A 24,746-nucleotide genomic window follows, 5' to 3' on the forward strand; every position below is an offset into this window, starting at 1 on the left:
TGGCCGATAACAGAGCCTCGGCCACACCCTCGTCCCGCATTCTTCCCCGCCCCTCGCCGACAACGGCCCCTCGCGGCCCGCGGGACGCCCGCATCGGACGTCCCGTTCCGCGGTGTCCCTTCAAGGAATACCCTGCGATGGCGGTATGGGGGCTTCTCGGTCCGGCAGGACAGCCCGTTTGAGTCGCGGTGTGCGGGTGTCCGCCGGCCCGGTCGGCGGCGGGCCGGCCCGTACAGCGGAACCGTCCGGTGGGAGACACTGATGGAGTTCCAGATACGCGTACTGGGGCCGGTGGAACTGCGTGCCGGGGAACGCTGGACCGCCCTCGGGTCGACCAAGGAACGGACCGTGCTGGCCGCCCTCGCCTGGGACGTGGGCAGCGCCGTCAGCGTGGACCGGCTCGTCGACCGGGTCTGGGACGACAACCCCCCGGCCAAACCCCGCGACGCGCTGTACGCCTACGTCTCCCGTATCCGCCGGGCGCTGCACGACGTCGCGGGACCGGCCGCTCCCGCGCTGGAGCGCCGTACCCACACCTACGTCCTCCAGGCCGACCGGGCGGCCGTCGACCTGCACCGGTACGTGGGACTGGTCGACCAGGCGCACGCGGTCGCCCGGCGCGGTGACGGACAGGAGGCGCTGCACCTGCTCCGGCAGGCCCAAGGGCTCAGGCGCGGCGAACCCCTGGCGGGCCTGCCCGGCACATGGGCGGCGGGCATCCGCGCCGCAATGGACGGGAAGGAGGTGGACGCGGCCACGCTCCAGGCGGGCGTCGCCCTGCGGCTGGGCCACTACCAGGACCTGGCCCCGCGCCTGGCGTCCCTGGCCGAGGCGCACCCGACCAACGAGACGCTGGTGGAACTGCTCGCCGTCGCCCTGTACGGCACCGGCCGCGCGGTCGAGGCGGCCGACGCGCTGCACCACTTCCTGAGCCGGCTGGTGAGGGAGTTCGGCACCGCGCCCGGCGCCCGGTTACAGGCCGTGCAGCAGGGCATCCTCAGCAGGGTCCCGGTCGCCGACCTGCTGCCACCCGCGCCGGGAGCGCCGGCCGAACCTCCCCCCGCGCCGGAACCCGACCGCACCGACAACCTGCCCCACGACATCGAACTGGTCGGCCGCGCGGCCGAGATAAGCCGGCTGTCCGCCGGCATCCACACCCCGCACGGCACGGCCGCGGTGGTCTCGCTCGAAGCGGTGGACGGCATGCCGGGCGTCGGCAAGACCTCCCTCGCGGTCCACGTCGCCCACCAGTTGAGCGACGGCTACCCCGACGGCTGCGTCTTCCTGGACCTGCGCGGCGGCGCGGAGGCCGGCGCGATGCCGGTCGCGGACGCGCTGACCGACCTGCTGCACCTGTCCGGCGTCCCGGTCGCGAGCATCCCGCAGCACGTCGACGCGCTGAGGTCGGCATGGCACACCGCGATGGCGAACCGCCGGCTGATCCTGGTCCTCGACAACGTCGCCGACGCCGACCAGGTACGGCCGCTACTGCCGTGGGCGTCGCCGTCGCTGGTCATCCTCACCAGCCGGCGCCGGCTCACCGAGATCCCCGGAGTGCGGCCGGTGACCCTCGACGTCATGCCGCTGCGCGACGCGGTCAGCATGTTCCGGCACCGGGTCGGGGCCGAGCGGGCGCCGACCGCCGAAGCGACCGCGCAGATCGTCCGGCTGTGCGGGTTCCTGCCGCTGGCGATCGAACTCGTGGCGAGCCGCTTCCTGTCCCGCCCGGCCTGGAGCGCGGCGGAACTCGTGGACTCCCTGACCCGCGCCGGCAGCCGCGTCCCCCAGATCCGCGACGGCCGCCGCGAACTGGCCCGCGCGTTCGAGGTGTCCTACCGCCCGCTGACGCCGCTGCAGCGGATGGTCTTCCGGCGGCTGGGCACGCACCTGGGCCCCGAGGTGGGCCCGCACGCGGCCGCCGCCCTCAGCGGGCTGTCCGTCGAGGACACCGACCGCGCCCTTGAGGGCCTGCTCGGCTGCCACCTGCTCCAGGAACCCACTCCGTACCGCTACCGGTTGCACGACCTGCTGCGCGACTACGCCCAGGGCCTGGCCGCCGCCGAGGACGGGCCCGAGGAGACGCGGGCGGCCGTCGAACGGCTCGTCGACTTCTACCTGGCCATGGCGGACCTGGCCGACCGCCAGGTGTACCCGTTCCGCTGCCGTGTCGAGGTCGCCACCTCGCTGCCCGCCCCCGCGCCCTGGGGCACCCGGGGCGACCCGAGCCGCTGGCTCCTCACCGAAGGCCCCAACCTGCTGGCCGTGCTGGCCTGGTCCGGCGCGCACCGGTCGGCCCGCGACACCGCCCTCCTCGCGCACGTCCTCGCCGGCTTCCTGGACACCGAGGGATACCTGACGACCGCCGACGCCGTGCTGCGCGCGGCGGTCGCGTACTGGCGGGACACCGACGACCGGACCGGGTACGCGTGCGCGCTGCTCGACCTGGCCGCGGTGTCCATCCACCGCGGCCAGTACGACGAGGGGAGCGCCGCCGCGCGCACCGCGCTCGACGAGGCCCGGGTGGTCGCCGACCCGGAGATCGAGGCGGAGGCCCTGCACCAGCTCGGCATCGCCCTGTGGGCCGGCGGGCAGTACGCGCAGGCCGTCGACTGCCACCACGCCGCCCTCGTGCTGCGCGCGGACGGCCCGGCGCTGCAACAGGCCCGCAGCCTCAACATGCTGGGCACGCTGTTACTGGTGACGGGCGACCCCGAGCGGGCGCTGGAGGTCTTCCTCGACACGCTGGGGAAGTTCCGGGAGGTGCGCGACCGGCGCGGCGAGTGGCGCACCCTGAACAACCTCGGGGAGACCCACGCCAAGCTCGGCGACCTCGAACAGGCCGACACCGCCTACCGCCAGGCGCTCGGGCTCGCCCGCCACGTCGGCAGCCGGGTGGACTGCGCCACGCTCCAGATGAACCTGGCGGGCGCGCTGCTGACCGCCGGGAAACCGGACGAGGCCCTCGCGCTGTACCAGGAGGTGCTGCCCGTGCTGCGCAGCGTGGGCGACCGGCGGAACGAGGCCATCGCCCTGCACGGAGTCGGCCGGACCCTGCAAGCGGTCGGGCAGTTCCACGAGTCGATCGGCCACCACACGGCCGCGCTCGCCGTCGCGCGCGAGATCGGCGCGGTCCACGAGGAGGCCGAGACGCTCAGGGACCTCGGCATCGCCGAACACCGGGTCGGCCGGCTCGCGCAGGCCGGACGGCACCTTCAGGACAGCCTCGCCATCGCCGAGCGCATCCAGGCACCCGCCGAGGAGACCGCGACGCTCACCGCGCTGGCCGACCTGCGCCGCCAGCAGGGGGCGGCCGAGGAGGCCGACGCTCTGCGCGCCCGGGTCCGCGCGCTCCAGGTGAAGCACCGGCTGCCGAGGGCGTAGGGCACGGCAGGCGGCAGGCGGCAGGCGGCAGGCGGCATCCGGCATCCGACAGGCGGTCAGCGGGAGTTCAGCGCGGTCCGGTACGGCGGCGGCCCAGCAGGTAGGCGGCGGCGGTGAGGGTGACGACGGTCTGGGCGGAGGGGGAGCGCCCGCCGCCGCGGGCGCGGGGCAGGCGGGTGCCGTGCATGCGGACGGTGAGGTCGCGGTTGGCGCCGTCGTTGGCGACCGCGCGCCACTGTTCGAGCGCGGCGGTGCTGCCCAGCAGCAACTCGGTCAGGTTGGCGGCCAGTTGCTGCGGGGAGGCGTACTCAGCGAGCATGTGCCGCAGGATGCCGTTGACCTCCGTCTTGAACACCTCGCCCACCACGATGCCCGGGTAGAGGTGGCGGACGGAGCCTTCGAGGTTGCCGAAGGACTTGCCGAGCAGCGAGGTGGAGGGAGCGGAGGCGATGCCGCGCCGGGACGCCTTCTCCAGTACGGAGGTGAGCGCCCCGCCGAAGTTCAGCTGGTCGAGGCTGGCGCCGGACAGCCGCGGGGTGAGGGCGGCCATGTCCGAGGCGAAGCCGGTCAGATCGGCCCACGGCGTGGCGTGGCCCATCGCGGTCCAGGCGTTCGCCAGGCTGTAGCCGTCGTTGCGGGCCATGGCCATCAGCACCAGCGCCAGGTGCATGCTGGTGCGCTTGTCGATCCGGCCGACCATGCCCCAGTCGATCAGGGTGGCCCGGCCGTCCGTGGAGACGAAGACGTTGCCGGGGTGCGGGTCGGCGTGGAAGAAGCGGTCGACGAAGTAGCCCCGGTACATGAACCGCAGCAGGTCCTTGCAGATCTCCTCGCGCCGCCGGGCCGGGATCGCGTCACGGTCGACGTGCCGGATCGATTCGCCGTCGGCGAGCGACTGCACCAGCACCCGGGGCGTGGCGTGCAGCACCTCCGGCACGCTCAAGGTGCGGTACGAGCCGATCGCGTCCCTGGCCCGGTCCATGTTCGCGGCCTCGCCGGTGAAGTCGAGTTCGGGCTCCATCGCGTCGAAGAGGCTGCCGAGCATCGCGTCGAGGTCCATCACGGCGCTGAACCGCGGCGCGGCCCGGCCGAGCAGCCGCGCGGCCCTGCGCATCAGCGCCATGTCGGCGGCCACCGAGTCCCGGATGCCGGGGCGCTGGATCTTCACCACCGCGGGCCGCCCGTCCGACAGCGTCGCCCGGTGCACCTGCGCGATCGAGGCGGTGCCGAGCGGCGTGACGGTGTCGAGGTCGTCGAAGCGCAGCTTCCAGTCCGGGCCGAGGTCCTGCTCCAGCACCGGCTCCAGCAGGTAGAACGGCAGCGCCTCCACCTTGTCGTGCAGGTGCTCCAACTCGGCGGCCAGCGCCGGCCGCGCCAGATCGGGCCGGGTGGCCATCATCTGGCCCAACTTGATGTAGAACGGGCCGAGTTGCTCCAGCGCCTCCCGCACCGCCACGGCCCGCCGCCGCTCGGCGTCCGGGTGCTCGCGGGTCGCCTTGCGGGTCTCGTTCACCAGCAGGGCGCCCAGCACCCCTGTCACCGTACGAAGACGGTTGCGGATGGCACCCGCCATACGGTCGCGCCTCGCCTTCCGGGTGGTGGTGGGGTTCCCCGCGCCCCTCGGCGGTCGCCGTCCTCGCGCGGAAGCGGAGGAGGCGGCAGGAGCCGTACGGGCAGGGGCGCGGGGGAGTCGCACGGGGGCAACCCGACTGGTCGGGGCCCTGTCGGGAGCCTGATCGGGCGCCCGGTGGGGGTCGGGTGGGACGTCAGCCCTTACGGGCACCGGTGACCGTGGCCGCGCCCGGGAGCACGTCCAGCAACTTGGTGACCGCCTCGGTGAGTTTGGCGATCTGGCCCGGGAGCGACAGCAGGGTCTCCGCGAGGTTCGCGGTGCTGCCGGCGGCCCCGGCGATGCTGCCGAGGGCGTCCAGACCCGGCAGCCCGCCACCCGCCAGTGCGGCCAGCGGGTTGGCGGCGCCCGCGCCCCCGGCGAGTGCGGCGAGCGGGTTGGCGGCCCCAGCTCCTCCGGCGAGTGCGGCGAGCGGGTTGGCGGCTCCCGCTCCTCCGCCGAGCGCGGCCAGCGGGTTGGCGGCGCCCGAGATCAGGCCGGCCAGGGCCGGGGCGGCGGGGCCGGCATCCACCAGGGCCTGCACGGTTCCCAGCGGGAGCCCGGCCAGCCCGGGCAGCTTCGCCAGGGCCGACAGATCGGCACCGCCGCTCTTCCGCTTGTTCCTGGACTTCCGGTTGCCGCGGTCGTCATCGTCATCGTCGTCGTCCCGGTCGAGGAACTCGTCGACGGCTTTCTTGTAGTCGTCCGTGACGTCGCCGATGAGGTCTTTGAAGGTGTCGAACGTGGAGGCCATGGGTTCTCTCCTCGGAGGTGGGTCGTAGGGGCGGGGAAGTGGGAGGGGAAGGCGGGGGAAACGAGGTGCAGGGGGAGCGGGAGGCCCAGGCGGGCGGGGAAGGCCACCGGGAGCGGATCAGAGGGTGAGGCCGCCGGACATCTCGATGACCTGCCCGGTGATGTAGCGCGCCCGGTCCGACGCGAGGAAGCACACCAGCGCGGCGACGTCCTCCGCCGAGCCGAACTCCCGTGTCGGGATGAGGCTCTTGACGCGTTCGAGCTGCGGCTCGGGCATCGCGGCCGTCATGTCGGTGGCGATGAAGCCGGGCGCGACCGCGTTCACCGTCACCCCGAGGCCGCCGACCTCCTTCGCCAGCGCCTTGGTGAAGCCGATCACCCCGGACTTGGAGGCGGAGTACGCGGTCTGGCCCGGCGCGCCGTGGATACCGGAGGCGGAGGTGACGTTGACGACGGTGCCGCGCCGGCGCCGTACCAGCGGCATCACCAGCGGCCGGGTCACGTTGAACATGCTGCCGAGGTTGGTCTCCACCACCTCGTCCCACTGCTCGCGGCGCATCCGGGCGAAGCTGACGTCGTGGGTGACGCCCGCGTTGTTGACGAGGACGTCCACCTCCCCGTCGAGCGCGCGCAGCGCGTCCGCGGCGAACCGGCTCGCGTCCGCGGTGTCGCCGACCCGGCCCGGCAGCGCGGTGCACTGCTGGTCGGGGTAGGCGGCGCTCATCTCGTCGGACAGTTCGGCGGCGGCAGCGGCGCTGGAGTGGTAGCCGAAGACCACGTGGGCGCCCTGCGCGAGCGCGAGCCGGACCACCGCGGCTCCGATCCCTCGCGCGCCGCCGGTGATCACGCACTTGCGCCCGCTCAGCGGCAGGTCATCGGCCACTGCCGGCCCCCTCCCCGGCCATCACGAGCTTCGCCTTCTTGTTGTCGACCTCCCGCTCGCGCAGCGCGCGGTACCGCTCCTCGGCGAGCAGCGTGGAGACCATCGGGGTGTAGAACGGGCCGTCGCCGACCAGGGTGATCTTCTCCGGGGTGATCTCGGCCAGGCCGCGCGAGGCGAGCCCGTCCCAGACGGTGGCGAACTCCTCGTACACGTCGACGCCCATCGCGGCGCGCAGCCCGATCCGGTCCAGTTCCATGCCGAGCAGGTGCCGGAAGACGGTGGCCAGCACCCAGTCGTCGGACTGGTAGCGGAAGGCGCGTTCCACCGGCAACCGGCCCTCGTCGACCGCGGCCTTGTACAGCGACAGGTTGCGCTGGTTGATGTACGACCAGGAGCGGCCTGGGCCGAGGGTGGCGGCGCCGAAGAACGAGATGGCCGCGTAGCCGAGGCCTACCGCGTCGGCGACGTCGTGGAGTTGGGGCCGGTAGCCCTCGCGGAAGTCCCGGCTGGTCGGGTCGCCGGGCTTGCGGAAGCTGTACGCGCCGTGCTGCTCGTAGCCCTGGTCGAGCAGGTAGTCCCGGCCGACCCGGTACATCTCCAGGTTGCTGAGGGTGCTGGGCAGTTCGTGGAAGCGGTTGAGCGCGAAGTCCGTGGGGCCGCCGACGTTCAGCTCGTAGTGGGTGATGTCGTAGACGTCCCAGGAGACGAGGGTCTTGAGGTCCTCCAGCATGGTCTCGACGGTCTGCTGCGGCCAGCCGAAGATCACGTCGACATTGGCGGCGAGGCCGAACTCCCTTGCCCAGTCCAGGCTCTGGACGACATGCCGGGTGGTCTGCTTGCGGCCGCTGAGGCTGTTCAGCCGCTCGTTGACCTGCTGGACGCCCATGCTGATCCGGTTCATCCCGGAGTCGCGGATGGCCTGCATCTTGTCGCGGGTGAAGAGCTGCGGGATGCCTTCGAGGGTGAGGTCGGCGCCCTCGGCGATGTCCGGGACGAGCCGGTTCACCAGCTCCATGATCTTCAGGTAGTGCGCCGGGCGGTACAGGTTGGATGTGCCGCCGCCGAAGTACGCGGAGCCGAGCCGGGCGCCGGCCAACCGGTCCCGGTACAGCTCCGCTTCCCGCTCGACGTAGCCGTAGTAGTCCTCCAGGGCGTCGTTGCCCTTGAACTCCTCGACCGGGAAAAGGCAGTAGCCGCACTTCCCCGGGTCGGTCTTGATGCAGTACGGCACGCCGATGTACAGGAACAGGTCGGGCGCCTGGCCGGCCTCCCGCAGCTTGCGGCGGTCCTCGCTGATCTCGTCGGCGGCGATGGTGGGTTCGGTCCAGTAGCGCGGCGACGGGAAGCCGTGCTGGATCTTGTTGACCTGGCGTTGTTCGAGGTGGCTGTCGATGTAGTCCGTGACGTACGTGGAATCCAGCATGGTCCGGCTCATTCCTCCGGGAGGTTTTCGCGGGTTCGGGGCGCTGGGGCGCGCCGGGTACGGCTGCGTACGGGCACGGGGGATCAGGCGGGCGCGGCGGCCGGTTCCAGGGCCAGCACCCGGTCGAGGAGGAAGTCCGCGAGCCCGTCGATGGTCTGGTAGTCGAGGGCTTCCATCGCCTTGTAGCGGAACTCCAACTTCTCCTGGATACGGCGCTGGAGCGCGGTGACCCGGAGGGAGTCCAGGCCGATCTCCAGCAGCGCGAGGGACGGGTCGATGCCGTCGGCGACCGAGTCCATCTCGGCGGACGCCTTGCCCAGCGTCTCCCTGACCTCCTCGGCGAGCCACTCGATCACCGTCTGCTTGCGGTCCTCGGGGCCGAGCGGTGCGAGCGCCTCCAGGAGTTCCCGGCGGTTGCGGCCCGGGCCGTTGCCGGCGCTCTCGCCGGGGTCGGGCAGGTCGTCGCCGGCCAGCGCGCCGGCGTGCCGGAACTCGACACCTTCGAGGTCGGCGACGATCCGGCCCTCGGCGTCGGTCAGCCGCAGGTCGACCACGAAGCCGGTCCGCGCGTCGTGCGGGCGGCGCCGCACATGCGCCCAGACCTCGCCCGGCAGCGGCCCGGCCAGGGTGAGCCGGCGCAGCGCGACCGGGATGTAGCCGCCCGCCAGCAGGGAGTTGGCGGGCTCCGTGGTGCCGGTCTGCGTGCCGCCGGTCTGCGTGTCGCCGGTCTCCGCGCCGTCTCCCGCGGTCGGGGCGGACGCTCCCGCGGGGGTGAGGAAGAGCGCGGCGGCGAGCTGGAGCGCGCCGTCGAGCACGGTGGCGAGCCGGTACGGGTGCGGCTCGGCGGGCGCGCCGTCGGGCGCGGAGGTGATCCGGCCGAGGGCCTCCTCGCGGCCGGGGTCGGCCAGCCGCAGCTCGCGCACGGTGGCGAAGTGGAAGCCGTGTTCGAGACCGCCGTCGCGCAGCGTGCCGTAGAGCTGGGCGGGGCGCAGCTCGTGGGGTGCCTCGGCGCGCAGCGCGTCCGGCAGCCGTCCGGCCCGCTCGGAGTGCGGGGCCGGTGCGATGGTGCCGTGGCAGTGCTCGGACCAGTTGCTGCCCGAGCTGCTGCCGGTGACGGTGAAGCGGCGCTCACCGCCCGGCTCCGGCGCGGTCAGGGTGACCCGGGCGGTGGTCGGCACGCCCGGTGGGAGCACCAGCGGGCGGTTGAACTCCACGTCGCTGAGGGCGAGTCGGCCGCGACCCTGTCCGTTGGCCGCGCCACCCGCCTCGGTGAGCGCGCGGACGGCCAGGTCGAGGTAGCCGGTGGCGGGGAAGACGGTCGCGCCGTGCACCCGGTGGTCGGACCAGGGCGCGGCGGCGGTGAGGCGGTGGTCGTGGATGCTCGCTTCGGGGCGCTGCGCGGGGATCGCGGTGGCGGGCGCCGGCGCGGCGGTGGTCGCGGTGGTCGGGGTGGTCGCGGCGGCGGTCGGGGCCGGTGCGCTCACGGTCACCGGCGGGGCCGGGGCGATGGTGGCGGCCGCACCGGCGGCGTTCTCGGTCGGCGCGGACGGGTCGCCCCACCAGTAGCGGTCCTTGCGGAAGGGGTACTGCGGCGCGGCCGAGGTGCGCCGGTAGCGGTCACCGCGGTAGAGCCGGGACACGGCGAGGTCGGCGCCCGCGGTGAACAGGGCGCCGGCGGCGGTCAGTACGCGCCGTACGTCCTGCCGGTCGCGGTCGAGGGTCGGGATGACGGTCACCCCGCGGTCGGCGAACGCCTCGGCGATGTGCGAGGCCAGCGCGGCGTGCGGCCCGATCTCCACCACGAGGGTGCAGCCGGAGTCGACGGCGGTGCGCACCGCGTCGTGGCAGCGCACGGTCTCGCGGGCCTGGGTGGTCCAGTACTCCGGGCCCTCCTCGCCGGTGAGCGGGCGGCCGGTGGCACCGGAGATCACCGCGCACTCGGGCCGGTTCGGCCGCAACTCGGCCGCGTGCTTGTGCAGTTCGGGCAGCGCGGGGTCCATCAGCGGGGAGTGGAAGGCGTGCGAGGTGTGCAGCCACGCGGTGTCCACCCGGGCCTTCGCGGCGAGTTCGGCGACCTCCTCGACGGCGTCGGCCGCGCCGGAGACGACCACGCTGCGCGGTCCGTTGACCGCGGCGAGCGCGACCCGCTCCTCCCGCCCGGCGAGCCAGCCGGCGACCGTGTCCGGATCGGCGCTGACCGCCAGCATCCGTCCCTCGCGGGGCAGTTCGGCCATCACCCGGCCGCGCTGCACGCTGAAGCGGGCCGCGTCCTCCAGCGTCAGCAGGCCGCCGACGCAGGCCGCGACCAGCTCGCCGATGCTGTGCCCGGTCACCGCGGAGGGGCGCACGCCCCAGGAGCGCAGCAGTTCGGCGAGGGCGTACTCGACGGCGAACAGCGCGGGCTGGGCGAAGCGGGTGTCGTGGATGTCGGGGGCGACGCCCTCGGCCTTCGCGGTGCCCTTCGCTCCCGCGGTGCTCTTCGCTCCCGCGGCCGCCTTGGCCCCCTCCGCGCCCTCACCCGCGTCGCCGAACAGCACGTCGCGCAGGGGCACTTCGAGGGTGCCGTCCATCGCCGCGGCGCAGCGGTCGATCGCGTCGGCGAACGCCGGCTCCCGCTCGTACAGTTCGCGGGCCATCCCGGGGTACTGGGTGCCCTGGCCGGAGAAGACGAAGGCGACCTCGGCGGTGCCGCGCGGGTGTCCGCTGGAGACGGCGGCCGAGGCGCGGCCGGTCTGCCACTGGCGCAGGCTGTTGGCGAGCTGGCTGCCGCCGCGGCCGGTCACCGCGATCCGGTGCCGCAGCGCGGCTCGTCCGGCGGCGGCGGTGAACACCGCTGCGGGAAGATCCTGTTGCTTGGTGCGGGACAGGAAGTCCGCCCAGCGACCGGCGAGTTCCTGCAAGCTGTCGGCCGACTTCGCCGAGAGCACCAGCAGTTCGTCGGTACGCGACGGCGCGGCGGCCGGCGGCTGCGGATCGGCCGGCCGGGGCCGGGGCGCCTCGCGCAGCAGCGCGTGGGCGTTGGTGCCGCTGTAGCCGAAGGAGTTGACCGCGGCCATCCGGGGGGTGTCGCGGCGCGGCCAGCTCACCGGCTCGGCGGGGATCTGCACGGGGCTGCCGGCCAGGTCGATCTTCGGGTGCAGCCGGTTCAGGTGCAGGCTCGGGTAGATCGTCTCGCGGTCCAGCGACAGCGCGGCCCTGACCACCCCGAGCAGGCCGGCGCCGGCCTCGATGTGCCCGACGTTGCTCTTGCCTGAGCTGACGTAGAGCGGCTGGTCGGCGGGGCGGGCGGCGCCGTAGGTGCGCAGGATGGCGTCCATCTCGATGGGGTCGCCGACCGGAGTACCTGTGCCGTGTGCCTCCACGTAGTCCACCTGGGTGGGCTGCACGCCGGCCCCGGTCAGCGCGGCCCGGATCACCCGCTGCTGGCTGCTGCCGTCGGGGGTGGTGAGGGTGCGGGTGCGGCCGGTGTGGTTGAGCGCGGTGCCCACCACGCTGGCCAGGATCGGGTCGCCGTGCTCCTCGGCGAGCGACTGCCGCTTGAGCAGCACCGCCACGCAGCCCTCGCTGCGGACGTACCCGTCGGCGTCGGCGTCGAAGGTGCGGCACTGGCCGGCCCGGGAGAACAGGCCGAGCTTGGAGAAGGAGATGTGCACGTTGGGCGCGAGGATCGCGTTGGCGCCGGCCACGATCGCGGAGTCGCACTCGCCGGTGAGGATGGACTGCCGGGCCAGGTGCAGCGCGACCAGCGAGCCGGAACAGGCGGTGTCCACGGTCAGGCACGGGCCGCGCAGGCCGAGGAAGTGCGCGACCCGGCCCGCGGAGATGCTGTCGGTGTCCATCGCCTCGTAGGCGCTGATGGTCTCCAGGCCGCCGCGGTTCTTCATCGTGGAGTAGTCGTAGGACATCAGCGCCATGAAGACGCCGGTGTTGCTGCCGGAGAGCTCGTCGGGGTTCTGCCCGGCGTTCTCCAGGGCGTGCCACACGGTCTGCAGCAGCATCCGCTGCTGCGGGTCCATGTGCACGGCCTCCACGTCGGAGATGCCGAAGAAGGCGGCGTCGAACCGGTCGATGTCGTCGACGAAGCCGCCGTGCCGGACGTATGTGTGGCCGGGGCTGAGCGGGTCCGCGTCGTAGAGCGCATCGACGTCCCAGCGTTCCGGCGGGACCTCGCGGACGCAGTCGCGGCCCTCCTCGAAGACCGCCCGGGCCTCCTCCAGGGTGTGCACGCTTCCGGGCAGGGTGCAGCCGACGCCGACGACGGCGATGGGTTCTGTTTCCAACTGGAGTGCTCTCCTTCGAAGACGGGGAAACGGCGCGGATTTCCGGTGATCCGCGCCGCGTTGTCGACGGCCCGGCGGCCGGAGGATTCGCGCGCCCGGCGGCGTGGCGAAGCGCCCGCGACGCGATTTCTCGACAGAGGTGCCGACCGGTGCCGGCGTTGTCGCCGACGGATCGGACGGAAGTGGCTCCGCGGGTACGGGAATTCGGGCCGGCGGAGCGGAATTCGGTCGGCGGATCGACTTTGTCGGCGTCCGGTGAACGGTATTCACCCGGACCGGTAACGGAATCTGGCGGTGATCGGCACTGCTCGGCGTGGCTCGGTGGTCGAATGCGTGCTCGGAAGAACCGGTGCTGTTTCTGCTCGGAACCGACCGGATGCCACCAAGTGAAGCAGCCAACCGCACCACCTGCGCAACCCGTCGCGGCGACATCACCCGAACGGGTCCAACTGCCTGGATTCGTCCGCGGATTGGGCGCTCCCGTGACATCGGACCGGCGTTCGGGGCAATTATGCGGCACCGCATAATTGCCCCTACGGGTGCATTGTTGCGGCCCGGATATTCCCACCGTTCCGCATACGGGCACGGCGCCGGACTCCACCGGGTTATCACCGGATCGGCACACGCTGTACCTCGTTGGAATGAAAGACACTTCCCTGGTGGGCGGGTCGGAAACAGCCGCCTTACTGTTCAGGGCGCAGTACGCGAGACGGCAGAGAGGGCGTAAGACGTGAGGGGACAGCAGGCGGTGACGGCCCACCCGTTCGCCAGGCCGAGGAACCCGTCCGGCCACGAGCCCGGCCAGGAGCCCCGCGGTGTGCTCGCCGAAGTCGCCGGCTACGCGGAGACGTATCTGTCCGCCGACCGCCCGGTGCGCGCCCACGACCCCGGCCGGCTGGCCGACCTGCTCGGCGGCCCGCTGCCGATCGCCGGCCACTCCGAACAGGCCACCGTGCAGCGGCTGATCGCGGCCGGGGAGGCGGGGGCGCTGGCCTCCGGCGCGGCCCGCAGCTTCGGCTACGCGGTCGGCGGCGCGCTGCCGGTCGGCGTCGCCGCGGACTGGCTGACCAGCGTGTGGGACCAGTGCGACGTCTTCCACGACCTCAGCCCCCTGTCCGCGGTCGCCGAAGAGGTCTGCGAGCGCTGGCTGGTGGAGCTGCTCGGGCTGCCGGCCGGCACCGTGATGGGGCTGACCTCCGGCTGCACCACCGCCAACCTGGTCTGCCTGGCCGCGGCCCGCGAGCACCAACTCCGGCGGGCCGGCTGGACGGTCAACGAGCAGGGCATGTCCGCCGCGCCGCCGCTGACCGTACTGGTCGGCAAGGAGACCCACATCTCGGTGCTGCGGTGCCTGCGGCTGCTGGGCCTGGGCGGCGCGATCCGCTACGTGGAGGCCGACGACGAGGGGCGGATGGCGGTGCCCCACCTGCGCGAGCTGGCCGCGGCGGCGCCCGGCGGGCTGATCGTGTGCGGCCAGGTCGGGTCGATCAACTGCGGCTCGGTCGACCCGCTGCGGGCCGTCGCCGAGGTCACCCACGCGTACGGCGGCTGGCTGCACCTCGACGGCGCGTTCGGGCTGTGGGCCGCGGCCACGCCGCGCCGCCGGCGGCTGCTGGACGGCGCCGACCTGGCCGACTCCTGGTCCTGCGACGGCCACAAGTGGCTCAACACCCCCTACGACAGCGGGCTGGCGTTCTGCGCCCGGCCCGAGCCCTTCCACCAGGCCGTCGGCATCCACGCCGACTACATCCACAGCACCGAACGCACCGGCCGCGACCCGATGAACTACCGGGTGGAGATGTCCCAGCGGGCCCGTTCGCTGACGCTGTGGGCGGTGCTGCACCACCTCGGCCGGCAGGGCATCGCGGACCTGGTCGACCGCAACTGCGCCGCCGCGTGCCGCCTCGCCGTCCGGCTCGCCGCGGAACCCGGCATCGACCTCCTGGCGCCGGTCCGGCTCAACCAGGTGCTGCTGCGGATCGGCGACGACGCGCACACCAACCGGGTGGTGGAGCGGCTCAACTCCGAGGGCACCTGCTGGGTGACGCCCACCCAGTGGAAGGGGCGCGGCGCCGTACGGCTGTCGGTGTGCAGCTGGCGCACCGACGAGGAGGCGACCGGACCCGCGGTGGCCGCCTTCCTCGCCGCCCACCGCGGCTCCGGCTCCGACGACGGCATCCCCCGTTCGCCCGGCACTTCCCGTACGCCCGGCGCTTCCCCCGACGAACGACAGGAGACGACACCGTGACATTCGAGTTGGAGCCAACCGAGGACGTCGACGAGGTGGCCGACATCCTCACCTCGGCGTTCCACGAGGACCCGGTGATCGGTTGGATGGTCCCGCACGAGCTGCCCGGGCGGGACGTGTACGTGAAAGGGTTCATGCACGCCTGGGTCCGCTTCATGCTCGACCACGAGGGCACCGCGCTGATGTCGCCCGGCCGCGACGCCACTCTGGTCTGGGAGCCCTCCGAGCGCGAGCCCATCACTGCCGCGGACCAGGAGGCGTTCGAGGCGGCGATCACCGCGGTGACCGGTCCCGCGGCCGGCCGCTGCCGGCAGCTGATCGACCTGCTCGACGCGCACTACCCGACCGACCTGCCGCCGCACGTCCACGGCGCGCTCGCCGCGGTGCGCCCCGGCAGCAGCAGCCCGGGCGCCTTCGTCCGGCTGGCCGGGGCGATGATGCTGCACCTGTACCGGAACGGGCTCGGGGTGTACTGCGAGGCGTCCTCCGAGTCCAGCTCGGCGCTGTGGCAGCGGTTCGGGTCGCTGCCGATCCGGCCGCCGATCCTGCTGCCGGGCACCGACATCGCGCTGACCCCGCTGTACATGAGCATCGAGGACATCACCCGGCACCCGGCGCTGCCGGTGCTGCTCGGCGACCATCAGCCGTTGACCGCGTGACCGCGTGACCGCGTGACCGCGTGACCGCGTGACCGCGTGACCGCGTGACCGGGAGGCCGGCCGGGCGCGGCCGGCCGTCGGACTCCGAACCCGGTCATCCGATCTTTCATCTCCGGAGGGAGCGCTCAACACCCCATGAATCCCCGTCGATTCGGGCAAAGGGCACGGAACTCCGGATCTGGTCTGGACCCTTGACGGGATGTTTGGTTCAGCAGTTGAATCCCCGGTGTTCGGGCAACCGCATTACCCAACAGTGCTCAGCGTGGCGTGAGTGGCGAGACTGCACGCCAACCCCCACCGCAAGCATGCGCAAACCTCGCGGAAACACACCGGCGAGCCGCGACACACACGGTATGTCCTGCCATGGGGCCTGAGTTCAACCACTGAACATCGGAGTCATCGACATGGGTGTGTCACGTCGTACGTTCCTCACCACCGTCGCCGGCGGTTCGGCCGCCGCGGGGATCGCGGCCGTCGGGCTGGGCGCGGGGACCGCGGGTGCGGCCACGACCGAGCCGGCGGCCGTACGGCCCGCGGCCAGCGGCGCCGGCGACGTCGTCGGCAAGATCACCGTGGGCTACCAGGGCTGGTTCGCGTGCGCCGGGGACGGCGCGCCGATCAACGGCTGGTGGCACTGGAGCCAGAACTGGGGCCAGGCGCCCTCCACGTCCAACAACGCCATCAAGGCGTGGCCGGACATGCGCGAGTACGCCAAGGGGTACCAGACCGGGTACGCGAACCTCAACGGAGGCGGGGCCGCCACCCTCTTCTCCTCCTACGACCAGCAGACCGTCGACACCCACTTCGCGTGGATGAAGACCTACGGCTGCGACGCCGCCGCCCTCCAGCGCTTCAACCCCAACAGCAGCGAGGGCCCGACCCGCGACGCGATGGCGCAGAAGGTGCGCAACTCCGCCGAGTCCAAGGGCGTCAAGTTCTACGTCATGTACGACGTCTCCGGCTGGACGAACATGCAGTCGGAGATCAAGGACGACTGGACCAACAAGATGAAGGCGCACACCGCGAGTTCGGCGTACGCCCGGCAGAACGGCAAGCCGGTGGTGTGCATCTGGGGCTTCGGCTTCAACGACGACAACCACCCGTTCAGCGCCGACGCCTGCCTGGACGTCATCAACTGGTTCAAGGGTCAGGGCTGTTACGTCATCGGCGGGGTGCCGCGCGAGTGGCGCACCGGCACCGGCGGCTCGCGGGCCGGGTACTCCGGCGTCTACCACGCGCTCAACATGATCTCGCCCTGGATGGTCGGCGCGATCGGCAACGCGGGTGACTCGGACAACGCGTACACCACCTACACGGTGCCCGACCAGGCGGACTGCAACGCGAACGGCGTCGACTACCAGCCGTGCGTGCTGCCCGGCGACGTCTCGGCGCGGCAGCGCGCGCACGGCGACTTCATGTGGCGGCAGTTCTACAACATGTGCCGGGCGGGGGTGCAGGGCATCTACATCTCGATGTTCGACGAGTACGGCGAGGGCAACCAGATCGCGAAGACCGCCGAGAACGCGTCCATGGTGCCCTCCGGGTCCGGTCTGTGGGCCCTCGACGAGGACGGCACGGCCTGCTCCTCGGACTACTACCTGCGGCTGACCGGTGACGGCGGCCGCATGCTCAAGGGCCAGATCGGCGTGACCGCGACCCGGCCCACCCCGCCGGTCGCCTGACGCCCACCGGTCTGACGCGCGGTACGCACGGTACGGCCGCTCGGCGCGGGACACCGTAGCCTCTGCGGTATGAACGACTCCGTACACGTGCGTACCGCCACTTCAGAGGACATCGAGGGCATTGTCACGTGCAGCGTGGCGCTGCTGACGGAGGACGCCGCGGTCCGCGACCCCCGGGTGGAGCCGCTGTGGACGCTGCGGCACGGCAAGGAGTCGTTCGCGGCGACCCTCGCGGACCCGTCCTGCCTGCTGCTGGTGGCCGACGACGGGGCCGGCGCCGTCGTCGGCTACCTGCTCGGGGTTCTCGCGGAGCCGGTCGGGGTGCTGCCGATCCGCAGCGCTACGCTGCGCGCGCTCTACGTCGCGCCCGAGCACCGCGGCGGCGGCACCGGCGCCCGGCTCACCGCGGACTTCTTCGGCTGGGCCCGCCGGCGCGGCGCCGTCCGCGCCGAGGTCAACGCGTACGCCGCCAACGAGGCGGGCCGCCGCTTCTACGAACGCCAGGGCTTCACCACCCGCGCGGTCCGCCTCGACCTGGACCTCCCCCCGGCCCCCGATGCGGAGGACCGCCGCGACGGCTGAGGGAGACCCTCCCGCCGCGGAGGACCTATCTCAGGGCCACCCCCACCCAGGCGAAGCTCTGGGGGGGGGAAAACCGCGGCGTGACCCCCACCGGGAGGTGGCCCCTCAGCCGACCGGACGGGGCGGCCGGGCGGGTCAGTCCACCCCCGGGTAGCGGACATCGATGCGCTCGCGGATGCGGTCCAGCGTCCCCATGATCGAGAGGGAGCCGTCGAGCGGGACGAGGGGCGACTCGGTCTCGCCGGCGCGCAGCGCCCTCATGACCTCCGCGGCCTCGTGCCGCATGCTCCCGCGGTCATGGTCATCGCTGATGTCGGCCAGCCGCACCGTCTGCGGCGCGACCCCCTCCCGATGCACGGTAAACCGATCCGCGTTGAAGAACCCGTCGGGAATCTCGATCCGCCCCCCGGTCCCGGCGATCGCCGCCGGCGCCCCGATGTCCGCGGTGAACCCGCAGCTCAACGTGGCGACGGCCCCACCGTTCCAGCCGAGCACGATCCCGGTCGCCGCGTCCACCCGCTCGGGCGTCAACTGCGCCCACGCCTCGACCGTGTCGGGTTCCCCGAGGAAGAGCTGCGCGAAGGACACCGGATAGACCCCCAGATCGAGCAGCGCGCCCCCGCCCAGCTCGGGATCGCGCATCCGGTGCTCGGGCGGGAAGTCGTTGAAGAACCCGAAGTGCGCGCTGATGTGCCGCACTTCGCCGATCACACCCTCCTGCACCAGCGCCAGCAGATGCAGGATCAGCGGGTTGCAGTACGTCCACATCGCTTCCATCAGGAACAGGTCGCGCTCGCGGGCGATCCCCACCAGCTCCCGTGCCTCGCGGGAGTTGATGGTGAACGCCTTCTCGCACAGCACCGCCTTCCCGGCCTCCAGACACAGCCCGGCGGCGGCCCGGTGCGCGGAGTGCGGCGTGGCCACGTACACCACGTCCACCTCCTCGTCCGCGGCGAGTTCGGCCCAGGTGCCGTACGCGCGCGGGATGCCGTACCGCTCCGCGAACGCCTTCGCGCTCTCGGTGCTGCGCGAGCCGACCGCGACCACCTCGGCGTCCTCCGGCAGCGACAGCAGGGCCTTCGTGAAGCTGGCGGCTATCCCGCCGGTGGCCAGGATGCCCCAGCGAATCCTGCCGGTCGTGTGCTCGCTCATCGTCCGTACGCCCTCGCTCGTTGCGGACCTCACATCTCGGTCCCCGGATATTCGTGCTCCGTGCTCCCCGCAGACTGAAAGGATAGGCAACGCTTCAACGACTTCCGATGGAGAGTGCCGCCGTGCAGGACGCCGGGCCGGATACCCCCGCCCAGTTCACCGCAACCCCCGCCCCCACCCCCACCCCCGCCCCTTCCCCGACCTCGACCCCGATCCCCGCTCCCCATAGCGGCGGCCCTCGCGGTCCCCGCCCGGCGCAGGCCCGCGCCGGCTTCGTCGTCACCCTCGCCCTCGGCGGCCTCACCGCGCTGCCGCCGCTGTCGATGGACATGTACCTGCCCGCGCTGCCGCGGGTCTCGCAGGCCCTGCACGCGTCGTCCGCGACCGCGCAGATCTCGGTGACCGCGTGCCTGGCCGGCATGGCGCTCGGGCAGCTCGTGGTCGGCCCGCTCAGCGACCGCTGGGGCCGGCGCGCCCCGCTGCTGACCGGCATGGTCATCTACGTGCTGGCCACCGTGGCCTGCGCGTTCGCCCCCACGGTCGCGCTGCTGATCGCCTTCCGGCTGATCCAGGGGCTGGCCGGCTCCGCGGGCATCGTGATATCCCGCGCGGTGGTCCGCGACATGTACGACGGCCTGGCGATGGCCAGGTTCTTCTCCAACCTCCAGCTCATCTCCGGGGTGGCCCCGATCATCGCCCCGGCGATCGGCGGCCAGGTCCTGCGGCTGACCGACTGGCGCGGCATCTTCGTGCTCTGCGCGGTGGTCGGCACCCTGCTCACCCTGGTGTGCTGGCGCCGCCTGCAGGAGTCGCTGCCGCCCGAGGGCCGCCACGCCGGCGGGCTGACCTCCACCTTCGGCTCGATCCGCGGGCTGGTCGCGGACCGGGTCTTCACCGGCTACGTCCTCGCGGCCAGCTTCGCCTTCGCGGCGCTGTTCACCTACGTGTCCGCGTCGTCGTTCGTCGTCCAGGACATCTACGGCGCGTCCCCGCAGACCTACGGGCTGCTCTTCGGCCTCAACTCCGTCGGCCTGGTGGCCGTCGGCCAGTTCAACGGCAAGGTGCTGATGGGCCGGGTGGAGATGAACAAGGTGCTCGGCGTCGGGCTCGCCCTGATCACGCTCGCCTCCACCGCGCTCGTGCTGCTGACCACCGGCGTCCTCGGCCGGGCCACGCTGCCCGAGATCGCGGCCGCGCTGTTCGTGCTGATGGCGTCGATGGGCCTGGTGATGCCCACCGCGAACACCAGCGCGCTGCTGCGCACCCGCCGGCACGCGGGCGCCGCCTCCGCGCTGCTCGGCACCTCCTCCTTCCTGGTGGGCGCCGTCCTGTCCCCGCTGTCGGGCGTGGCGGGCGACGGCACCGCGGTCCCGATGGCCGTCACGCAGCTCGGCTGCGTGCTGGTCGCCGTGGCCTGCTTCGTCGGGCTCTGCCTGCGCGGTCGGCGTACGGTGGAGGGACCGTAGACCCTCGGGAGGTTGCGATGTCCGACGATCCGGAGAAGACCTGGGCGTTCAAGACAGCCGACAGCTCACTGCACACGGGGTCGGAGCACTCCGTGGACCCGGAGGACCTGGTGATGGCCTCCGGCCGGGACTGCACCCCGGAACTGATCGAGCAGGCCCGCAAGGCACTGGAGGAACATGGCCCCGCCGCTGTCGAGAGGTTCCTGCCGTGAGGCCGACCTCGACACCGACGAGTTGCACCGGATCGTCCCCGAGCTGACCTCCTGGCTGGAGCCCGGCCCCGACGCCGACCGCCCGCACCCCTGGTGCGCGGGCGCCGTCGTCGTGGCCGGGCGCGGCCGCACCGTGGCGCTGCACGAGGCGGTCGGCTGGGCGGTCCGCTACGCGGCGTACGACGAGCACGCCGACCGCGGGGTGGAGCTGCCGCGCGAGCAGTGGGTGCCCGCCCGGCCCGACACCGTCTTCGACCTCGCGTCGGTCACCAAGCTGTTCACGGCCGTCGTCGCCGTCCAGCAGATCGCGCGCGGCACGCTGCGCCTGGACGCGCCGGTCGCCTCGTACGCGCCCGAGCTGACGGCCGCCGCCGCGCACGGCATCACGCTGCGGCACCTGCTCACCCACACTTCCGGGCTGCGGCCGGAACTGCCGCTCTACGACGAGCCAGACGCGGCCGCCCGCGCCGCCCGGCTCGCCGCCGAACTCCCGCTCGCACCGCCGGGCAGCGGCCGCACCTACTCCGACCTGAACCTGCTGCTGCTCCAGACCGTGCTCGAACGCGCCACCGGCCGCACCGTGGACCGGCTGATCGCCGACCACGTCACCATGCCGCTGGGGATGGCCGACACCCGCTACAACCCGCCCGCCTCCTGGCTGCCCCGGATCGCCGCCACCGAGGACCAGCGCAGGCCGTGGGGCAAGCTCGACCGGGGCATGGTGCACGGCACCGTCCACGACGAGAACGCCTACGCGATGGGCGGGGTCGCCGGGCACGCCGGGCTCTTCTCCACGGGGTGGGACCTGGCGCTGTTCTGCCGCGCGATCCTCGACGCCGCCGCGGGCACGTCGGACACGCTGCTGTCGGCCGCGGGGGTGCGACTGCTGCTCGGCGGTGACGCCGAGGGCGATGGCTCCGACGGTGAGGGCGGCGCCGACGGTGACAGCTCCGACCGTGGCGGCTCTGACGGTGGCCGTGGCGCGGCGCTCGGCTTCGAGCGCGATCAGCCGTGGTTCATGGGGGAGTTGGCCGGGCGCGGCGCCATCGGGCACTGCGGGTTCACCGGAACCAGCCTGGTGCTGGACCCGGCGACCGACTCCTTCCTGGTGCTGCTCACCAACTCCGTCCACCCGGTGCGCAGTTGGCGGGACGGCAGCAGGCCGCGGGCCGAGGCGGCGACCCGGTTGGCGCGCGCGGTGCGGTAGTTCGGCGCGGGTGCTCCGCGCGGCGGTTCGGCGGCGGTTCGGCGGTGGTTCAGCGTGAGGGCCCGGCCGGCCGCGGCCGCAGCGCGTCCATGACGAGCTCGATCAGGCGGTCGGCCTGCTCCGGGCTGTCCGAGGTGGCCGCGGTCATGAAGATCCCGAGGAGCATCATCGTGACGTCGTCCGCCGCGACGTCGCCGCGGATCGTGCCGTCCTCCGCGCCGCGGGCGAGGAGGGCGCCGATGGCCGCGCCGATCCGCCGGCGCGTGTCGGGGGTGGCGATCGCGCCGGAGGCCCACCCGGCGCGCAGGACCCCGGCCATGCCGCGCTTGGTGGCGACGAAGGCGGCGTAGCGCCGCATCCACGCGCGCAGCGCGTCGGCGGGCGCCAGTTCCTCCAGCAGGCGCGGGACGCTGCCGGTGACGGCGTCCAGCTCCGCCGCGTACACCGCTTCCACCAGCGCCTCGCGGGTCGGGAAGTGCCGGTAGAGGGTGCCGATGCCCACGCCCGCGGCACGGGCGATGCCTTCGAGCGCGGCGGTCTCGCCGGTGGCGGTGAAGGCGACGCGGGCGGCGTCGACGAGCTTGTCCCGGTTGCGCAGGGCGTCGGCGCGGGAGGCGCGCTTGCGTGCCGCGGGTGCGGGCCCCGGCTCGGGTGCGGACGGGGGGACGGACCCGGGTTCGGGCGCGTGCGCGGGGTCGGGTGCGGAATCGGCGCCGGACAAAGCGGAGGGACCTCCGGTAAGGCTGCTACAGTGGAAATGCGGAGGCTCCTCCGCTTACCTCATCGTCTCATGAGTGAGGACATACCCTTCCATGGCTGAAATCCCCGCCCCGCACGCGGGCGGCACCGCCGACCTCGGCGGCCTCGCCGTCTCCCGCATCGGCTTCGGCGCGATGCAGCTCGAACGCCTCCACGGCGACCGCGACGCGGCGATCGCCCTCCTGCACCGCGCCGTGGAACTGGGCGTGAACCACGTGGACACCGCGCAGTTCTACGGCGACGGCTTCGTCAACGGGGTGATCCGCGACGCCTACCGCGACGCGACCGGCGGGTCCGGCGGGTCCGACAGCGCCGACGGCTCCGGCGTCATCGTCGTCAGCAAGGTCGGCGCCACCCCGGACACGGGCGGCCGTGTCCCGCTGCGCCTCGCCCAGCGCCCCGACGAGCTGCGCGCGAGCGTCGAGGACAACCTCAAGAGCCTCGGCCTCGACCGCATCCCGGTGGTGAACCTCCGCCGCGCGGACTCCGGCCCCGGGCTGCGCGCCGAAGGCGACCAGGTGGTCGACCTCGACGACCAGCTCGCGGTGATGACCGCGCTGCGCGACGAGGGCAAGATCGGCGCGATCGGCCTGAGCGCCGTCTCGCTCGACACCCTGCGCCGCGCGCTCCCGGCCGGCGTCGTCTGCGTCCAGAACTCCTACAGCCTGGTCACGCGCGAGGACGAGGAGCTGCTCGCACTCTGCGTCGCCGAGAACATCGCCTGGGTGCCGTTCTTCCCGCTGGGCGGCGCGTTCCCCGGCCTGCCCAAGGTGACCGACGCCCCGGAGGTGCACGCGGCGGCCGAGGCGCTCGGTGTCACGCCCGCGCAGATCGGCCTCGCCTGGCTGCTGCACCACACCCCGAACACCGTGCTCATCCCGGGCACCGCGGACCCGGCCCACCTGGCGGCCAACGTCGCCGCGGGCGCGATCCGCCTGGACCCGGCGACACTGGCCGCACTGGACGCGGTCAAGTCCCGCACCGGCGACTTCGAACTCTGATCCCCCGTCCTGCCCGGAGCCGAAGGGGCTCGGGAGCGGCAATGGCGTGGGTGGTGCGTCCGTTCCGCCGGCCGGCGCGGGAGTCGGGGGCTGAACGGGGCACGGGGCGGGGGCCGCTCCGGCAGGATGTGGGGGGAGCGAGGGGGGACCGTATGGGTGGGAGGCCGCTCGGATACGGCGAGGCGCTGCGCCGGCTGCGGGACGCGCAGAAGAGCGCGAAGGGCGTCTCGCTCTACTCGCGGTACGTGAACCGGCCGGTGGGGCGGGTGCTGGCGGCCGGGGCGTACCGGGCGGGGCTGAGCCCGAACCAGGTCACCCTGGTCAGTGCCGCGTGCAGCGCCTTCGGGGTGGCCGCGGTGGCGGTGGCGCGGCCGTCCTGGCCGCTCGCCGTGGCCGTGTACGCCGCCCTCGCCGTCGGCTTCGCCTTCGACTCCGCCGACGGCCAACTCGCCCGGCTGCTGGGCAAGGGCGGCCCGGCGGGGGAGTGGCTGGACCACGTGGTGGACTGCGCGAAGATCACCGCGCTGCACGCCGCCGTGCTGATCACCTTCTACCGGCACTTCCGACTGCCGGGCGACGGCTGGCTGCTGGTCCCCCTCGGCTTCCAACTCGCCGCCGTCCTGGTCTTCTTCGGCGGTCTGCTGACGGACAAGCTGAAACCTAAGGGGAGTTCGGGCCCGGCGGCCGCGCCGTCACGGCTGCGCGCGGTCGCGCTGCTGCCGGTCGACTACGGCGTGATGTGCGCGGTGTTCCTGCTGCTCGGCAGCGAACGGGCCTTCCGCTACGGCTATACCGCGCTGTTCGCGGTGCACGCGCTGTTCCTCGCGGCCTTCCTCACCAAGTGGTTCCGCGAGCTCACCGCGCTTCAGCGCCAGGCGGGTTGACCGGCGGCGCCCCGGCCGCCACCGCGCTCGCGCCGCTCCCGGCGCCGCCGGCCGGACCGGTGAGGAGGTCGAGGGCGCGGCGTAACTGGGTGCTGGAGGTGTGCACCGTGTAGGGGAAGTAGACGATCTCCACGCCGACCGTCGCGAACCTCTCCTCCAGCCGCCGCCCCTTGTCGGTGCCGCGCCAGTCGTCGCCCTTGAACAGCACGTCGAAGCGCACCTGGCGCCAGGTCTCCAGCTTGTCCGGCACGGTCTCCACGAACGCGGCGTCCACGAACCGCACGCTGCGCACGATCTCCAGCCGCTCCACCAGCGGCACCACCGGGGTTCGCCCCTTGGCGAGCCGGGCCATCTCGTCGGAGACCACCCCCGCCACCAGGTAGTCGCACTGGCTGCGCGCGTGCCGCAGGATGTTCAGATGGCCCACGTGGAAGAGGTCGTAGACCCCCGGCGCGTAGCCGACCCGGTGCAGCATCATTCGACCCCCAGCCGTACAACGCTCCCCAGCGCTGCCGAGTCTCAGACGATAGCCGGACGTATCGCGGTCAAAGGGGGATTCGCGGAA

The 24,746-nt window shown here is 73.0% G+C and carries 17 protein-coding genes and 1 pseudogene; 10 read left to right on the plus strand and 8 right to left on the minus strand.

Going from position 1 to position 24,746, the window contains the following annotated elements; all coding sequences use genetic code 11:
* Positions 1 to 261 precede the first annotated feature (261 nt).
* A complete protein-coding gene (locus OG896_RS28775) occupies positions 262 to 3,381 on the plus strand; it encodes an AfsR/SARP family transcriptional regulator (RefSeq protein WP_329369999.1) in 3,120 nt (1,039 codons plus the stop codon).
* Positions 3,382 to 3,448: 67 nt separating this feature from the next.
* On the opposite strand, the gene OG896_RS28780 is transcribed toward OG896_RS28775, so the two are convergent.
* The 5 genes from OG896_RS28780 to OG896_RS28800 all read right to left on the minus strand — a co-directional run bounded on the left by OG896_RS28780 (position 3,449) and on the right by OG896_RS28800 (position 12,329).
* A complete protein-coding gene (locus tag OG896_RS28780) occupies positions 3,449 to 4,954 on the minus strand; it encodes an ABC1 kinase family protein (RefSeq protein ID WP_329370001.1) in 1,506 nt (501 codons plus the stop codon).
* Between the two features lie 193 nt (positions 4,955 to 5,147).
* Positions 5,148 to 5,744 carry a hypothetical protein gene (locus tag OG896_RS28785; protein ID WP_329370003.1) on the minus strand — a complete coding sequence of 199 codons (597 nt, stop codon included), beginning with the start codon at positions 5,742 to 5,744 and terminating at the stop codon, positions 5,148 to 5,150.
* A 117-nt stretch (positions 5,745 to 5,861) separates the two neighbouring features.
* Positions 5,862 to 6,626, minus strand: coding sequence for a 3-oxoacyl-ACP reductase FabG (gene fabG / locus OG896_RS28790; protein WP_329370004.1), 765 nt, complete (start codon positions 6,624 to 6,626; stop codon positions 5,862 to 5,864).
* Complete coding sequence (locus OG896_RS28795) at positions 6,616 to 8,049, minus strand: coproporphyrinogen-III oxidase family protein (RefSeq protein WP_329370006.1); 1,434 nt, start codon at positions 8,047 to 8,049, stop codon at positions 6,616 to 6,618. Before OG896_RS28795 ends, fabG begins: the two co-directional genes overlap by 11 nt.
* Before the next feature lie 83 nt (positions 8,050 to 8,132).
* On the minus strand, positions 8,133 to 12,329 hold the full coding sequence (locus tag OG896_RS28800) for a type I polyketide synthase (protein WP_329370007.1): 4,197 nt from the start codon (positions 12,327 to 12,329) through the stop codon (positions 8,133 to 8,135).
* 730 nt (positions 12,330 to 13,059) lie between these two features.
* On the opposite strand from OG896_RS28800, the gene OG896_RS28805 reads away from it, so the two are divergent.
* The 4 genes and pseudogenes from OG896_RS28805 to OG896_RS28820 all read left to right on the plus strand — a co-directional run bounded on the left by OG896_RS28805 (position 13,060) and on the right by OG896_RS28820 (position 17,500).
* The gene (locus tag OG896_RS28805) at positions 13,060 to 14,577 is read left to right on the plus strand and encodes a pyridoxal phosphate-dependent decarboxylase family protein (RefSeq protein WP_329370009.1); all 1,518 of its coding nucleotides are present in this window, start codon (positions 13,060 to 13,062) and stop codon (positions 14,575 to 14,577) included.
* On the plus strand, positions 14,574 to 15,236 hold the full coding sequence (locus tag OG896_RS28810) for a hypothetical protein (RefSeq protein ID WP_329370011.1): 663 nt from the start codon (positions 14,574 to 14,576) through the stop codon (positions 15,234 to 15,236). Before OG896_RS28805 ends, OG896_RS28810 begins: the two co-directional genes overlap by 4 nt.
* 404 nt (positions 15,237 to 15,640) lie before the next feature.
* Positions 15,641 to 16,912: pseudogene (locus tag OG896_RS28815) on the plus strand (glycoside hydrolase family 71/99-like protein); the annotation flags it as partial.
* Between the two features lie 75 nt (positions 16,913 to 16,987).
* Positions 16,988 to 17,500 (plus strand): GNAT family N-acetyltransferase, encoded by a 513-nt coding sequence (locus OG896_RS28820; RefSeq protein WP_329370012.1) that lies wholly within the window; start codon positions 16,988 to 16,990, stop codon positions 17,498 to 17,500.
* A 135-nt stretch (positions 17,501 to 17,635) separates the two neighbouring features.
* On the opposite strand, the gene OG896_RS28825 is transcribed toward OG896_RS28820, so the two are convergent.
* Complete coding sequence (locus tag OG896_RS28825; RefSeq protein ID WP_329370014.1) at positions 17,636 to 18,652, minus strand: Gfo/Idh/MocA family protein; 1,017 nt, start codon at positions 18,650 to 18,652, stop codon at positions 17,636 to 17,638.
* Positions 18,653 to 18,759: 107 nt separating this feature from the next.
* Between OG896_RS28825 and OG896_RS28830 the strand changes: the two genes are divergently transcribed.
* Genes OG896_RS28830 through OG896_RS28840 form a run of 3 tightly spaced genes read left to right on the plus strand, consistent with a single transcriptional unit; the run spans position 18,760 to position 21,537 of the window.
* A complete protein-coding gene (locus tag OG896_RS28830) occupies positions 18,760 to 20,118 on the plus strand; it encodes a multidrug effflux MFS transporter (RefSeq protein WP_329370016.1) in 1,359 nt (452 codons plus the stop codon).
* Between the two features lie 17 nt (positions 20,119 to 20,135).
* Entirely contained in the window at positions 20,136 to 20,330 is a 195-nt protein-coding gene (locus OG896_RS28835; RefSeq protein WP_328463400.1) for a hypothetical protein, read from the plus strand.
* Positions 20,296 to 21,537 carry a serine hydrolase domain-containing protein gene (locus OG896_RS28840; RefSeq protein WP_329370019.1) on the plus strand — a complete coding sequence of 414 codons (1,242 nt, stop codon included), beginning with the start codon at positions 20,296 to 20,298 and terminating at the stop codon, positions 21,535 to 21,537. The genes OG896_RS28835 and OG896_RS28840 overlap by 35 nt, the downstream gene beginning before the upstream one ends.
* A 49-nt stretch (positions 21,538 to 21,586) precedes the next feature.
* Here OG896_RS28840 and OG896_RS28845 read toward each other — a convergent pair whose 3' ends face one another.
* Positions 21,587 to 22,258 (minus strand): TetR/AcrR family transcriptional regulator, encoded by a 672-nt coding sequence (locus OG896_RS28845; protein ID WP_329370021.1) that lies wholly within the window; start codon positions 22,256 to 22,258, stop codon positions 21,587 to 21,589.
* 91 nt (positions 22,259 to 22,349) lie between these two features.
* Between OG896_RS28845 and OG896_RS28850 the strand changes: the two genes are divergently transcribed.
* Together OG896_RS28850 and OG896_RS28855 are read left to right on the plus strand one after the other, a co-directional pair.
* The gene (locus OG896_RS28850; protein ID WP_329370023.1) at positions 22,350 to 23,297 is read left to right on the plus strand and encodes an aldo/keto reductase; all 948 of its coding nucleotides are present in this window, start codon (positions 22,350 to 22,352) and stop codon (positions 23,295 to 23,297) included.
* Positions 23,298 to 23,449: 152 nt separating this feature from the next.
* Entirely contained in the window at positions 23,450 to 24,181 is a 732-nt protein-coding gene (locus tag OG896_RS28855; RefSeq protein WP_329370024.1) for a CDP-alcohol phosphatidyltransferase family protein, read from the plus strand.
* On the opposite strand, the gene OG896_RS28860 is transcribed toward OG896_RS28855, so the two are convergent.
* Positions 24,153 to 24,659: an adenylyltransferase/cytidyltransferase family protein gene (locus tag OG896_RS28860; protein WP_329370026.1), complete on the minus strand. Its 507-nt coding sequence runs from the start codon at positions 24,657 to 24,659 to the stop codon at positions 24,153 to 24,155. The genes OG896_RS28855 and OG896_RS28860 overlap by 29 nt on opposite strands.
* Positions 24,660 to 24,746: the final 87 nt, after the last annotated feature.

The organism is Streptomyces sp. NBC_00669 (assembly GCF_036226785.1).
In the GTDB taxonomy this organism is placed as follows: domain Bacteria; phylum Actinomycetota; class Actinomycetes; order Streptomycetales; family Streptomycetaceae; genus Actinacidiphila.

Bases quoted from the DNA above. Each gene is read 5' to 3' on its own strand.
- OG896_RS28855 (WP_329370024.1), top strand. From the start codon at position 23,450: ATGGGTGGGAGGCCGCTCGGATACGGCGAGGCGCTGCGCCGGCTGCGG.
- OG896_RS28820 (WP_329370012.1), top strand. From the start codon at position 16,988: ATGAACGACTCCGTACACGTGCGTACCGCCACTTCAGAGGACATCGAG.
- OG896_RS28795 (WP_329370006.1), bottom strand. From the start codon at position 8,049: ATGCTGGATTCCACGTACGTCACGGACTACATCGACAGCCACCTCGAA.
- OG896_RS28840 (WP_329370019.1), top strand. From the start codon at position 20,296: ATGGCCCCGCCGCTGTCGAGAGGTTCCTGCCGTGAGGCCGACCTCGAC.
- OG896_RS28860 (WP_329370026.1), bottom strand. From the start codon at position 24,659: ATGATGCTGCACCGGGTCGGCTACGCGCCGGGGGTCTACGACCTCTTC.
- OG896_RS28825 (WP_329370014.1), bottom strand. From the start codon at position 18,652: ATGAGCGAGCACACGACCGGCAGGATTCGCTGGGGCATCCTGGCCACC.
- OG896_RS28780 (WP_329370001.1), bottom strand. From the start codon at position 4,954: ATGGCGGGTGCCATCCGCAACCGTCTTCGTACGGTGACAGGGGTGCTG.
- OG896_RS28830 (WP_329370016.1), top strand. From the start codon at position 18,760: ATGGAGAGTGCCGCCGTGCAGGACGCCGGGCCGGATACCCCCGCCCAG.
- OG896_RS28835 (WP_328463400.1), top strand. From the start codon at position 20,136: ATGTCCGACGATCCGGAGAAGACCTGGGCGTTCAAGACAGCCGACAGC.
- OG896_RS28850 (WP_329370023.1), top strand. From the start codon at position 22,350: ATGGCTGAAATCCCCGCCCCGCACGCGGGCGGCACCGCCGACCTCGGC.
- OG896_RS28785 (WP_329370003.1), bottom strand. From the start codon at position 5,744: ATGGCCTCCACGTTCGACACCTTCAAAGACCTCATCGGCGACGTCACG.
- OG896_RS28775 (WP_329369999.1), top strand. From the start codon at position 262: ATGGAGTTCCAGATACGCGTACTGGGGCCGGTGGAACTGCGTGCCGGG.